At 52.2% G+C, this 12,445-nt stretch carries 13 protein-coding genes and 1 tRNA gene; 5 read left to right on the top strand and 9 right to left on the bottom strand.

Annotation, left to right across the window (positions count from 1 at the left end):
• Positions 1–103: 103 nt before the first annotated feature.
• From dprA to B4H10_RS04195, 3 genes are read right to left on the bottom strand one after another with little or no spacing between them, the layout of a single operon-like run.
• Positions 104–1,222 carry a DNA-processing protein DprA gene (dprA, locus tag B4H10_RS04205; protein ID WP_292017333.1) on the bottom strand — a complete coding sequence of 373 codons (1,119 nt, stop codon included), beginning with the start codon at positions 1,220–1,222 and terminating at the stop codon, positions 104–106.
• Positions 1,223–1,227: 5 nt separating this feature from the next.
• Positions 1,228–2,745 carry a YifB family Mg chelatase-like AAA ATPase gene (locus B4H10_RS04200; RefSeq protein ID WP_075581258.1) on the bottom strand — a complete coding sequence of 506 codons (1,518 nt, stop codon included), beginning with the start codon at positions 2,743–2,745 and terminating at the stop codon, positions 1,228–1,230.
• A gap of 10 nt (positions 2,746–2,755) precedes the next feature.
• Positions 2,756–3,130: a YraN family protein gene (locus B4H10_RS04195; RefSeq protein WP_059075312.1), complete on the bottom strand. Its 375-nt coding sequence runs from the start codon at positions 3,128–3,130 to the stop codon at positions 2,756–2,758.
• Positions 3,131–3,377: 247 nt separating this feature from the next.
• Here B4H10_RS04195 and rarD point away from each other — a divergent pair, with 247 nt between their 5' ends.
• The 3 genes from rarD (at position 3,378) to B4H10_RS04180 (ending at position 5,811) form a co-directional block, all read left to right on the top strand.
• Positions 3,378–4,310, top strand: coding sequence for an EamA family transporter RarD (gene rarD / locus B4H10_RS04190; protein ID WP_234995454.1), 933 nt, complete (start codon positions 3,378–3,380; stop codon positions 4,308–4,310).
• Positions 4,311–4,435: 125 nt separating this feature from the next.
• Positions 4,436–5,602, top strand: coding sequence for an iron-containing alcohol dehydrogenase (locus tag B4H10_RS04185; RefSeq protein ID WP_292018241.1), 1,167 nt, complete (start codon positions 4,436–4,438; stop codon positions 5,600–5,602).
• A gap of 134 nt (positions 5,603–5,736) precedes the next feature.
• Positions 5,737–5,811, top strand: a tRNA-Ile gene (locus B4H10_RS04180).
• A gap of 133 nt (positions 5,812–5,944) precedes the next feature.
• Here the strand turns inward: B4H10_RS04180 and B4H10_RS04175 are convergent.
• Complete coding sequence (locus B4H10_RS04175) at positions 5,945–6,436, bottom strand: MogA/MoaB family molybdenum cofactor biosynthesis protein (RefSeq protein ID WP_206084978.1); 492 nt, start codon at positions 6,434–6,436, stop codon at positions 5,945–5,947.
• Between the two features lie 48 nt (positions 6,437–6,484).
• Positions 6,485–7,093, bottom strand: coding sequence for a hypothetical protein (locus B4H10_RS04170; protein ID WP_292018240.1), 609 nt, complete (start codon positions 7,091–7,093; stop codon positions 6,485–6,487).
• Positions 7,094–7,247: 154 nt separating this feature from the next.
• Here B4H10_RS04170 and B4H10_RS04165 point away from each other — a divergent pair, with 154 nt between their 5' ends.
• Entirely contained in the window at positions 7,248–7,730 is a 483-nt protein-coding gene (locus B4H10_RS04165; protein WP_059075315.1) for a hypothetical protein, read from the top strand.
• Between the two features lie 5 nt (positions 7,731–7,735).
• A complete protein-coding gene (locus tag B4H10_RS04160) occupies positions 7,736–8,704 on the top strand; it encodes an exonuclease domain-containing protein (RefSeq protein ID WP_236699606.1) in 969 nt (322 codons plus the stop codon).
• 104 nt (positions 8,705–8,808) lie between these two features.
• Here B4H10_RS04160 and B4H10_RS04155 read toward each other — a convergent pair whose 3' ends face one another.
• From B4H10_RS04155 to B4H10_RS04140, 4 genes are read right to left on the bottom strand one after another with little or no spacing between them, the layout of a single operon-like run.
• Positions 8,809–9,540, bottom strand: coding sequence for an alpha/beta fold hydrolase (locus tag B4H10_RS04155; RefSeq protein WP_292018239.1), 732 nt, complete (start codon positions 9,538–9,540; stop codon positions 8,809–8,811).
• Between the two features lie 54 nt (positions 9,541–9,594).
• Complete coding sequence (locus tag B4H10_RS04150) at positions 9,595–10,050, bottom strand: hypothetical protein (protein WP_292018238.1); 456 nt, start codon at positions 10,048–10,050, stop codon at positions 9,595–9,597.
• Positions 10,051–10,058: 8 nt separating this feature from the next.
• Positions 10,059–11,108, bottom strand: coding sequence for a flotillin-like protein FloA (gene floA, locus B4H10_RS04145; RefSeq protein ID WP_075582425.1), 1,050 nt, complete (start codon positions 11,106–11,108; stop codon positions 10,059–10,061).
• An 11-nt stretch (positions 11,109–11,119) separates the two neighbouring features.
• Positions 11,120–12,433, bottom strand: coding sequence for an NfeD family protein (locus B4H10_RS04140; RefSeq protein ID WP_059075319.1), 1,314 nt, complete (start codon positions 12,431–12,433; stop codon positions 11,120–11,122).
• Positions 12,434–12,445: the final 12 nt, after the last annotated feature.

The raw sequence follows: 12,445 nt of genomic DNA, 5'->3' as shown, positions 1-12,445 counted from the left end.
AGGTATTGTCATTTTTACACTCTATAGTACCACATATCTGAGACTCTGAACAGGGCTGAAAGAAATTACTGGCCCCGGCATTCCGCAATCACAGTAAAACGTATCAGGCCGGGCAGCGAACATACAGTCCCGGCAGGATTTCTTCCACCAGGTTGTGCAGCATCAGGTTAAGCAATATACAGCTGATATCTGACGCAGCAAGACCGGTCTGTATGACCAGCTGCTCCACAGGCAGGGCCTGCGATTCCTGAAGTGCCTCATAGATCTTCCGCTCCGCATCAGACAAGGTACAGACAAAGGTACAGACAGACTTGCCTTTCTCTGATTCCACATGCTGCCAGCCGTATTCCTCCAGTACATCAGCTGCACCGGTCAGGATAATGGCTCCGTTCCGCAAAAGCGCATGAGTTCCCTGACTCATGGTAGAAAAAATACTGCCCGGCACAGCAAAGACGTCCCGTCCTTCTTCCAGAGCGAAATCGGCCGTAATTAATGCTCCGCTCCGCGCTGCCGCTTCGACGACGATGACACAGCGGGCCATCCCGGCAATGATCCGGTTGCGGGCTGGAAAATTACGTGCCAGCGGCTCCACGCCGAAGGAAAACTCACTGACAACGGCACCGCCGGCATCGCAGATTTCCTGGAACAGGCGCCGGTTTTCCGGAGGATACGTCCGGTCCAGGCCATTGGCAACGACGGCAATTGTCCTGCCTCCACCTCGGAGTGCACCTGTATGGGCCCGCGTATCAATGCCTCTGGCTCCCCCGCTGATAACAAAAACGCCCTGCCGGGCTAATTGCTCCGACAGGGTATGGGCAGCATTCAGGCCATACGGAGTAGCCTTGCGGGCTCCGACGAGAGCTGCTGTTTTATTATTCTGTGGCAGTATTCCCTGATAAAACAGGACGGCTGGCGCATTGTATGTCTGCCTGAGCAGTTCCGGATATGCTTTCTCCTGAAAGGTCACCAGATGTACCTGTCGTGAACGGAGCAGCCGTTCCTGCTCATCCCAGTCAAAGTGGTTGCGGGAAGTGTTGATGTGGCCGGCTTTCTGCGCGCCCAGACCGGCAGCTGCCGCCACGGCTTCTCCATCGGCCTGCCAGGCTTTCTGCGCACTGCCAAAGTGAGAAATAATATTCCGTATGCGCCTTGCTCCCAGGCCTTTTATCGATTGCCATGCTGCCATATACCGGCGTTCTTCCATGAGGTTCGCCGTTTCCACTGGCGTCACATCCTTTGCAGTTTATTTCTATAACTCAGCGCTTCGGCTACATGCTCCTGCCCTATTTCATCGCTTTCTCCCAAGTCAGCTATCGTGCGGGATACCTTGATGATCCGGTCGTAACTGCGCGCACTGAGTTTAAATTTATCAAATACCTCCTGCAGAAGCCTTCTGGCCTGTTCCGTCACACAGCACGTTTCCCGGATTGCCCGGTGTCCCATGTGGGCGTTGCAGAACATACCAAATGGCCGCAGTCGCTCTACCTGCCGTTCCCTGGCCGCCAGGACGCGCTCCCGGATTACACCGGACCCTTCCTGTGCCTCATCGGACACGAGTTCACGGTATAAGGGCCGCTCGACGCGGACATGCAGATCAATCCGGTCCAGCAGCGGCCCGGAAATTTTCCGCACATAACGGCGGATTTCCCCAGGCGTACAGGTACAAAGCTGGTCAGACCCGTAATTGCCGCAGGGACAAGGATTCATGGCGGCTATGAGCATATATTGGGCCGGATAGGTCAGGGAAGCGTGGACGCGGGCGATGTGCACGACGCCATCTTCCAGGGGTTGACGCATAACTTCCAGTACGGAGCGGGGAAACTCCGGCAGTTCATCCAGAAATAGGACGCCATTATGGGCCAGTGTAACCTCTCCCGGCCGCGGAATCGTGCCGCCACCGATGAGGCCGTTGACAGAAATCGTGTGATGAGGGCTGCGGAATGGCCGTTCTGTAATCATGCGGTTCTGATGGAACAGTCCCGCCACGGAGTAAATTTTCGTCACTTCCAGTGATTCTTCCGTATTCATAGGCGGCAGTATGGTCGGCAGACGTTTGGCCAGCATGGTCTTGCCGGCCCCCGGAGGTCCGATCATGAGTACGTTATGCCCGCCGGCGGCAGCAATTTCTAACGCCCGTTTGGCCAGGAATTGTCCCTGTACCTCGGAAAAGTCGATGGTATATTCCGGCCTTATTTCCTGCTGGTCATCGGACGGTACGGCCGCTTCCAGCCGTTCTATATCGTTCAGATGCTGTATGACATCGCGCAATGTGCGAACTGCATAGACCGTCATTTTACGGCACAACAAAGCTTCCGCCGCATTTTCTTCACTGATAAAAACCGTATGAAACCCGGCAGAAGCTCCTTTCAGAATCATCGAAAGAAGTCCCTTTACGGGCCGGATATGTCCATCCAGAGATAATTCCCCGATAAACAGGCAGCCTGCCGTTTTTTCTGCCTGTATCTGCCCGCTGGACACCATGATGCCGACAGCAATGGCTATATCCAGTCCGGTACTGTCTTTTTTGAGCTCAGCCGGCGCCAGATTCATGGTAATCCGCCGCATAGGGAATTCATACCCGCTGTTTTTCATAGCCGAACGGACCCGCTCTTTCGATTCTTTGACAGATGTCGCTGCCATTCCGACAATTTCAAATCCGGGAAGTCCGTTGGCGATATCCGTTTCTACGGTAATAATGTTGCCCATGAGTCCCAGCGTCGTCGCTCCATATACACTTGCAAACATAGGAATACCCTCACATCCCCGGCCAGAACGCATGCCGGATATGATGAAGCCGCAGCGCCCCTCCCGGACCCGGCATGACTTCGATGACATCAAACCGGCACGGCACATCCCATAACCGGTACCGTGCCATATAAGACTGGGCCGTTATTTTTAATTTAAACTGTTTATGCTGTGCTACGGCCTCTGCCGGATATCCGTAACACAAGGAACGCCTCGTCTTCACTTCAACGAACACAATCGTATCGCAATCGCGGGCAATAATATCGATTTCCCCCAGCCGGGTCCGGTAATTGCGTTGCAGGATACGATATCCGCACTGGCGCTTCAGGTAAAGGGCAGCCCGCTCTTCTCCCGCCTTTCCCAGTTCTTTTTCCGGATCACTCATAATAACCTGTCTCCTTTATCCATTCCTTTCCCATATATGATACCAACGGAAGATTAACGTTACCTGAAAATACGATGAGCTCTACATTAGAAAAAAACGGTTTTATTAAAAGTAAATTAGAATTCCCGCATTTCCCTTGCTTTTTTTCATGATTTATGATTTCCCCTGCGGATGAGTATATTTATACTTCTATTTATGATACAATGTCACATATCGTCACATATCTCAAAAAAAGGAGCCCTGTCCCATGATAAAAGGCATCAACGTCTACTACATATACTTCATGCTCAGTCAGGTCATCTGGGGAGTCCTGCCGGCATTCTGGATTCTGCTGCGCGATCTATCTCCCCTGTATACACTGGCATCACGCATCGTCTGGTCCTCCGTCCTTTGCTTTATCCTGATCATGCACAAGCATCTCCTGTCCAATCTGACAGGGCTTTGCCATCAGCGGAAGCAATGGCCGTATATAGCCGGTGCCTGCCTGCTCGTTACCATCAACTGGGGGGCGTTTATCTACGCCATGACCCGCGGCTTCATCCTCCAGGCAAGTCTGGCTTATTTCATCAATCCCATTGTGGTCATCTTTTTTGGCGGCCTGATTTTTCATGAAACCATCAGTCTGATGCAGAAATTATCCATGTTCCTGGCGGCTTCCGGCCTGGTGCTGGCATTCTGCTTATACGGCCAGGTCCCCTATTTGTCATTCATCATCTGCCTGTCCTGGGCATCGTACAGTCTCCTGAAGAAAAAAATCGTCCTCGACAGTCAGGTTTCCGTTTTTATTGAATCATTCTCCATGGTACCGCTGTCCCTGTTATTCATCTGTTTCAGTGAAATGCACGGTACAGGGGCTATCGGGACATTTCACGGCCTACAGTGGCTCCTGCTTCCGGCAACGGGCATTGTCACGGCCATTCCCATGATGCTCTTTACAGCCGGCGTCAAAGGCGTTCCTATCACCGTCTCTGGCATCCTCATGTACTGCTCACCCAGCATCACTCTGGTAATCGGCCTGCTGAGCGGTGAAGTCATGACACGGCCGATGCTGGTCGCCTTTATATTCGCCTGGATAGCCGTCGCCATCTATATCACCGGGATTTACCGCACGATGAAACAGATACACAGCCGGGAGGGGGTGCAGGCTATCCGTTCCCATACACAGGAAATACATAAATAATACAGATCCGGCTGATTTTCACATAACGGAGCGCCTGTTTTATGGTATACTAAATACTAGAATGGTAAGCAATTCTCCCTGGAGAGGGACAAAAAAATACTACATTATCTATCGAGGGTGATTCTATGTTTAATCTGCATGTACCTACGCGCGTTCTCTTTGGCTGTGGCCAGCTCAATGAGCTCCATGCACAGCCTATGCCCGGCAAAAAAGCCATGATTATCGTATCCAATGGCAAATCCGTAAAGGTCAATGGCTATCTGGCCCGCACGGAAGAACAACTCCATCAGGCCGGCGTAGAAACGGTCCTCTATGATAAGATTGAAGCCAATCCATTGCGCCAGACCGTAACGGCAGGCGGACAAATGGCAGCTGCTTCCGGTGCCGACTTTCTCGTCGCCCTCGGTGGCGGCAGTGTCATCGACGCCTCCAAGGGCATTGCCGTCGTGGCAACGAATGGCGGTGACGTCTGGGATTACATTACCAACGGTACCGGCAAGGGAATGCCTATCAAAAAAACTCCGCTTCCCATCATTGCCATTACAACTACGGCAGGCACGGGATCAGAAACCGACATGGGTGGCGTCATTACCAATCAGGAAACAAAAGAAAAAACGCCGATTAAAGGGCCCCAGCTCTTCCCGCAGCTCGCCATTATCGATCCGGAACTCATGGCATCCGTACCTCCCCGTTTCACCGCCTATCAGGGATTCGATGCCCTGTTCCACAATATCGAAGGATACATTGCCAATAAATCCAGCCTTATGAGTGAAATGATCGCCCTTACGGCGATTGAGGCCATCAGCCAGTATCTTCCCATTGCCGTTGCGGATGGAAAAAATCTGACAGCCCGCGAAAAAGTGGCATTCGGCAGCTATCTGGGTGGCCTGGAAATGGTCGTATGCTCCACCGTAAGCGAACATTCCATGGAACATTCCCTCAGTGCCTTCCATCAGGAACTTCCCCATGGCGCCGGCCTGATCATGCTCAGCGAAGCTTATTTCACCTATTTTATTGAACATCACGTCTGTGACGGCCGTTTCATCCGCCTGGCTCAGGCTCTGGGTATGACCGAAGCAACAGAACCGAAGGATTTCATCACAGCCCTGCTGCGGCTGCAGAAAGACTGTGGCGTAGCTGATCTGAAGATGTCCGATTACGGCATTACTCCCGATGAATTTCCTCAGATGGCCCGCATTGCCAAATCGGCTATGGCCTTCCTGTTCAAGAGCGACCGCATCGACCTGTCCGAAGCCGATGTCGTGGAAATCTATCAGAAAGCCTACAAATAATCTACTGGTACGGAAAAGAGGAACGTCCCGGCGTTCCTCTTTTTTCACTGATACCTCCCAAACTTCTCCTTGACGTACAGTGGCTAGTCGTATTATAATGTTTTGGTAGGTTTCCCCGTGAAATCTCATTACATGGGCCTATAGCTCAGCGGTAGAGCCCCCGGCTCATAACCGGTTGGTCCTTGGTTCGAATCCAAGTAGGCCCACCAGCTCATGTAGGTAAAATCCCTGTAATCATACGATTACAGGGATTTTACTTATATAAGATAAATGAAACCGTCCCCATAGTCCGGCCGTCTGCAGGCAGATTATGGGGACGGTTTTTTCCCTCATCCGTTCCCTTTATTTTTGCAGTTCTTCATACAGGTGGAACACTTCTGGTAAAATGATTTTTTCCATGCCCAGTTTAATCAGTCTCGGCAGCCCGGGCAGGCAGAATATCAGACACTGGCGGCAGATTCCGGCACTGGAACGATATGCCAGGGACTGTACACCACAATCATTACGGTACGCCATGGCCGTCATGAGACCGGCAAATCCCGGAACCGGCTTGTCAAAAAGAGGTTCTATCGTCTCCAGCGTCACGTCCCGTTTCGCCAGTCCCGTACCCCCGCTGGTAATGACGACATCGACACTGCAGACCCATTCGTGAAGATGATTCAGTATTTCATCCCGGTCGTCGCGGACAATCTGGTAATCGACTACCTGATGACCGCCCTGGGTAAGAGCGGATTGTATCATTAATCCATTCGTATCATTGGAAAATGTCCGGCTGCTGCTGATCGTCAGTATGGCAGCCCGTAAAGGATGTTCTTCGGTTAATGTTTTGGTCAAAATAATACCTCCTCTGTAAATTGCGCTTCGTTATCCCATATTTCTGCACTATATTTCCGTTTCTGCCTGTAATGCCTCTTCCAGTGTTGCACCGTGCAACAACGACTGGAGAAAGGCCGGCATTGTTTCCCTTGTGGCTATAGTACCATGATATACTTTTTCTTTCATTCCGGCAACATGAATCTGATGTCCATCAAAGGCCAGACTCAGGCGGCAGTTTCCCTCACAGGGAAACGGTTCTGCGCCTCTGCGCCAGATAATATGCGCCTGGTGCTGCCAGGGGACCGGTTCCGTCACGCCGCATAAATCAGCTGCTACAAACATTCCATTATCTGCCCCGATCCGTGCTGCCTGCCCTGCAAACTGCTGATACGATGCATCAGAACGGGCCGCTCCCGGAGAAATATACAATAGCATATAATCTTCCCAAAAGACATGATCCGTCAGGAATTCTTCATCGGGCAGTTCATTTTCACAAACAAACGAATCATCCCATCCGTAATGACGGCATATTCGGCTGCTTCCCGCACCTCCGTTGACGGGTACCAGAGACAGGCCGGCCCGCTGAAAGGAGGCAATCCGTTTCTCCTCGTCTCTCTTCAGCGCTTCATCTGCTTCCCACTGGGAAAAAGGCAGACCAATATATAAAACAGACACTATATCACTCCCAATTCATCTTTCTCTATATATAATTCGACTTCAATCGGCAAACTCCTGTTTGCTACCTATTACGGATATTTATGTTTAATCTGCTCCAATATCTGCTATAATATATGGTATCTGAATTACACATTCAAAGGAGAAGATCGACATGTTTAAAAAAATAGCATCTGCCCTTATGGTAGCGGCTGCTTTTGGCTGCACACTGGCCTCAGCCATGTTTTTTGATGACAACCCCCGTTACATCCAGGTGGGCCACGATGAAATGACCGAATCCTACATTGATATGAATTCCATCAATTCCATCCGTTACGACCCTCCCTATTATGTCATCCAGGCCACCGTACTGACTTATGACTACTCTACAAATACGGCGACAGGTTATCAGAACAATTTCTTCTATAACTTTAACGCCCAGACGGTCCGGACGCAGACATTGTCTACGATGACCTACGATACGCTGAAAGGCACCCCATCGGCACAAACCATCAATCCCGACCCGGAAGTTGCGACGACAGATCGCTATTCCGTCAACGGCAAAGCAGCAGACAATGCCTTTTTCAATTGCTATAATATGACATTCTATCATACCTTCGATAAAAAGAAAGATGCCAAAAACAGCGAAAGGAACTGATAGCCATGGATATGAACACTTTACTTCATTACGGCGGTATGATTGTCTCCTTTCTGTTTGTCGCTGCCGTCCTCTACTCTATGATTATGGCCATCCGGCGGCGCAGCCGTAAGCAGAAAGCGAAGGAAGCCGTAGAAAAACGCACTCATATCAAAATCCAGAATCTTCACCAGTTCGATATCAAGCCGTCTGACGGATATTACAAGTATCCCATCGGCCCCGTTGAATACACGCGGCGCAAGCCTCAGCGGTTTACTGCTGTCTCTATTGAACTGGCTTCCCGGCAGCCCTACTCCATCTGTCTCATAGGCTTTGCTGAATTTGCCGGCGGTGAACTAAAGGATCAGCATTATTTTTATATCCAGCCTCCGGAAAAAGATTTGCGTGACTTAAAAAATCCCGATGTAACTTGGGAACTCCTGAGCAAAGCCGACGAATTTGGCGAATACTGGAATGCCGGCATGAAAGACTATTTTATCGGCCACACGCTGGTCTGCCACAATGCGCCTTACGTCATCGGCTGTATCACCCACGCCCTTACCGTATTTGGCATCAAGCCGCCGGAATTTCGTTTTATCGATACTCTGGAAATAGCAAAAAAACTGTACACCTTTGATTCCCATAAACTGGATGCCATTTGTGAAGAAATGGGTATTGATCTGGATATGCACAACAGCCTGAGTGAAGCCCGGGCTATCGGCCAGTTTTTCTATAAATCCTGCAAGGAATTTCCCATGTATATCCCGCGTATTTACTACGCCAATGGAACCCCTTCAAAAGAAGAGCTGGAAGCCAGTGTCATTGCCGTCGTCGAACGGGAAGAAGCCCGTCCGGAAGACATGTTCGATCCCCGCCCGGTAGACGAAGTGCTCCTGAAAGGGCTGGTGGATAAAAAATATCTCGAACCGGGAAAAGAAGAAGGTACGTATTACGCAACGGATGAAGGCCTCGATTTTTCCGAAAGCCTTCCCTGATGATCACGCATAAAACTTCATCGTATTTCGCTTTTAGTTTGCCGTAGATAAAGGAACGGCCTGCCACATGATAGGAGAAAACCATCATGGGACAGGTCGTTTTCTTATAATACGTCGGTAAGCCAGTTTACGGCATCGCCCATCATATTCGTCGTGACAAAATGCTTCAATCCCGGATAAGTGACGAACCGGCTCCGTACGCCTGCCAGGGTATACAGCTTATCCATATAGTAGGATTGGGCCATGGGGTCAACCGTATCGTCATTGCCGGCAGTCAACGCCAGCACCGAACGGCCTTCCAGTTTTTCCGTATGAGTGTACGGATCCCACCGGCTGATTTCACGGCGCAGTTGCGGAAGAAAATCCATCGGTTCCAGCGGCAGTCCTGCCCGGAAACGGCGGTCTGATTCATCCCACCAGCCGGAGCCATTCATGGCGACTGCCGCCTGTATATCCCGGTTCCACGTCATAACCCCCAGAGCCGTAAATCCGCCCATGGAATGTCCCATGACGGCCAGCGGCACATCATCATGCCAGGTTTTGGCATAGGCGATGACCTGCGGCGCTTCACGGAGATTCTGGAATATGGTCTGCCAGAATTCCCCATACGCTGCCGGATTTTCTTCGTAATCGATGATGCCCCGCTCCCCGTGATGGATGGCCTCGGGAATCAGCACATCATACCCGTATGCTGCCAGAATATGGCCGCGCAGGGACTGCAGTTCTTTTGTCGATGTCCAGCCATGATAAAAAATGACTACGCCTTTTACATCTTCATGACACGCTATTTTCAGGCAGGGAATGTTCCCTATGTATATTTTTTCTTCTGTAATCATATCGTTTACCTCAAGTAAAACACGGCCGTCAGCAATCTGCCAGCGGCCGTATCTTTATTTTCTATCCCGCAGGGAAACAGGTTTCTGCAGTAGTTCCGACCAGACAAGACCTGCATAGATATCCCGTGCTTCACCGGAGAGCCCGCTCCAGGCCGGCGGCTGGACATAGGAATATACGACGGCAGGAGCGCCGGGAACGGTGACTGGTTCCGCTGTCGTGCCGATAACCGCAGCGGCCGGACGGTGATTGCCTTCCAGGCGTCCCGTATCGGCTGGCGCCGGATTCCGCGTTCCCTGCCCGGCCGTATGCATTTTCCCCTGTTCCGGGGCCTGTCCGGTTTGTGAAGCTCTCTGCGGAGATGGCTCCGGTCTCGTCTGCTTTTGCCGCTGCGGCGTATCTATAGGGCTGCTGCGGCGCTTTCCCCGGTGCGGATAACGTCTTTTACGGCGCAGGGCATCGGGCAGGGAAAACAAGAGCATGAGAAGGATTATGGCAATAATATATTCCATACCATCACCTACTTATCAGCCGGTGTTTCCGGGGCAGGCGTCACGGGATGGCCCGATACAGCCGACGGCTGCGCCTTGGCCTTCGGTATGCCTGCCTTGGCTACGGCATCGCGCATCTTGGTATCGGCCATGACGTTGCGCATGGTGTAATAATCCATGACGCCCAGATTTCCTTCACGGAACGCCTGGGCGATAGCCAGCGGTACTTCTGCCTGGGCTTCGACGACCTTGGCCTGCATTTCCTGCGTATAGGCCTGCATTTCCTGTTCCTTTGCCACAGCCATGGCCCGCCGTTCTTCGGCTTTGGCCTGGGCAATCTGTTTATCGGCTTCAGCCTGATCGGTCTGCAGACGGGCGCCGATATTACGACCTACGTCGACATCGGCAATATCAATGGACAGGATTTCAAAGGCCGTTCCTGCATCCAGTCCCTTGCTGAGGACGGTCTTACTGATTTCGTCCGGATTTTCCAGGACCTGTGAATGGTCCGCTGCCGAGCCGACGCTGGTAACGATGCCTTCCCCGACACGGGCAATGACCGTCGCCTCCCCGGCACCACCGACGAGGCGGTCGATATTGGCCCGCACCGTGACCCGGGCCCGTACTTTAAGTTCGATGCCATTCTGGGCAACGGCCGAAATAAACGGCGTTTCAATGACTTTTGGGTTGACACTCATCTGTACCGCTTCCAGGACATCCCGGCCGGCCAGATCGATAGCGCAGGCTCTTTCAAAGGTCAGGGACATAGTCGCCCGGTGGGCGGCTATCAGGGCATCGACCACGCGGTCTACATCCCCGCCGGCCAGATAATGCGCTTCCAGCTGATTGACATTGACGTCGAGACCGGCCTTGTTCGCTTTGACCAGGGGAAGGATGATCTTAGACGGAACGACGCGGCGCAGGCGCATGCCGATAAGATTGACGATACCTACGGAAACGCCGGCCGCCATAGCTGAAATCCACAGTCCCAGTGGCACGAAATGGAGAAATAATGAAATAACGATGATAGCAGCGACAATAACAAACAGCGGCGCTGCTAAAAGAGATAACATAGACATAACCTACCTCCTTATGGACCAGGCGGCACCGGTTCGACGACGACCCGGGCACCTTCGACTTTGATGACGCGCACGGCTACATCCCGGTCTATGAAGCCTCCGCTCGAAACGGCATCGACCCGTTCTTTGCCAATGCGGATTGTACCGGCCGGACGCAGGATAGTAATCGTCGTACCGCGCTGAAACAGATACTTGCTCTTATCTTCCTGTGATGTATAACCTTTTTCTTTCGTAGACCGGGTCGTCAGGGCCACTTTGGCAAACAACCGGCTTTTAGGCAGACGTCTGCCCAGGATGTAAAACAGGATGACGGCAATGACGATGCCGCCAGCCAGGATATACAGTGCCTGCACTGTCGCCCCGAGCATCCAGAACAGACTGCCAAAGAGCAGCAGGATGCCAGCCACACCAAAGATGCCGATTCCCGGCGTAACCAGTTCCAGAGCAATGAGGACCAGACCGCCGATAAAAGCCCCGATGACCTTCAGATCATCGGCCAGTGTGCCATCGCCGGATATGAGCATAACCCCTCCCAGCAGGCAGGCCGTTACCAGTCCGACACCGATACCGGCTGTTTTGATTTCGATAAGGACCGCCGCCAGGATAAGCCCGACAAACAGCATGCGGACGTATTCATTCTGAAGCATCCCCAGCGTTTCATCCTTCCAGTTCCGGTCTTCATAATACACGGTCGCATCGTCCAGACTGAACAGATGCAGTGCTTCTTCCGCCGTATCCGCCGTTCCTTCCGACAAATTCAGCTCCCGGGCCTGTACGTCCGTGAGCGCAAGGATTTCGCCGGCATCGGCATATCCGGGCAGGCCGTCTTTTTTATCGACCATCGCTTCGGCAATGCGGGGATTATGGCCATTATCAGCGGCCGTCGTACTGAATTCCGATTTCAGGGCGGCAATATTTTTTTCCGTCGCCGGTATGGGTTCTGCCGCGCCTATGCTGCTTCCCGGTGCCATGACGATATGGCGGCAGGCGATGGCAATCAACGCTCCGGCTGACCAGGCCCGTGACGTGACGAGGGCAATTGTCGGGATGGATGTTTCCCGCAAAAGATCACGGATGCGCAGCGCACTGTCTACACGGCCGCCCTGCGTATTGATACGAACGACGATGGCCTTATCTCCGTTTTCTTCCGCCTGGCTGATACCGCGCTGCACCAGTGCTGCCTGGCTGCCATCGATTTCACCGGAAATGGAAATGACCCGGGCAGACTCTGCTTCCTGTGCCCATGCAGCAGGCCCCGTCACGGCCGCGGTCAGGCAAAAACATACGATACACACGAAAAAACGTATGGCTACAGCAAACCTCATGAGTTCACCTCC

It is taken from the genome of Megasphaera sp. UBA4382, assembly GCF_002391155.1.
Classification (GTDB): Bacteria; Bacillota; Negativicutes; order Veillonellales; family Megasphaeraceae; genus Megasphaera; species Megasphaera hexanoica.
This window is presented reverse-complemented; position numbering and strand designations above follow the sequence as displayed.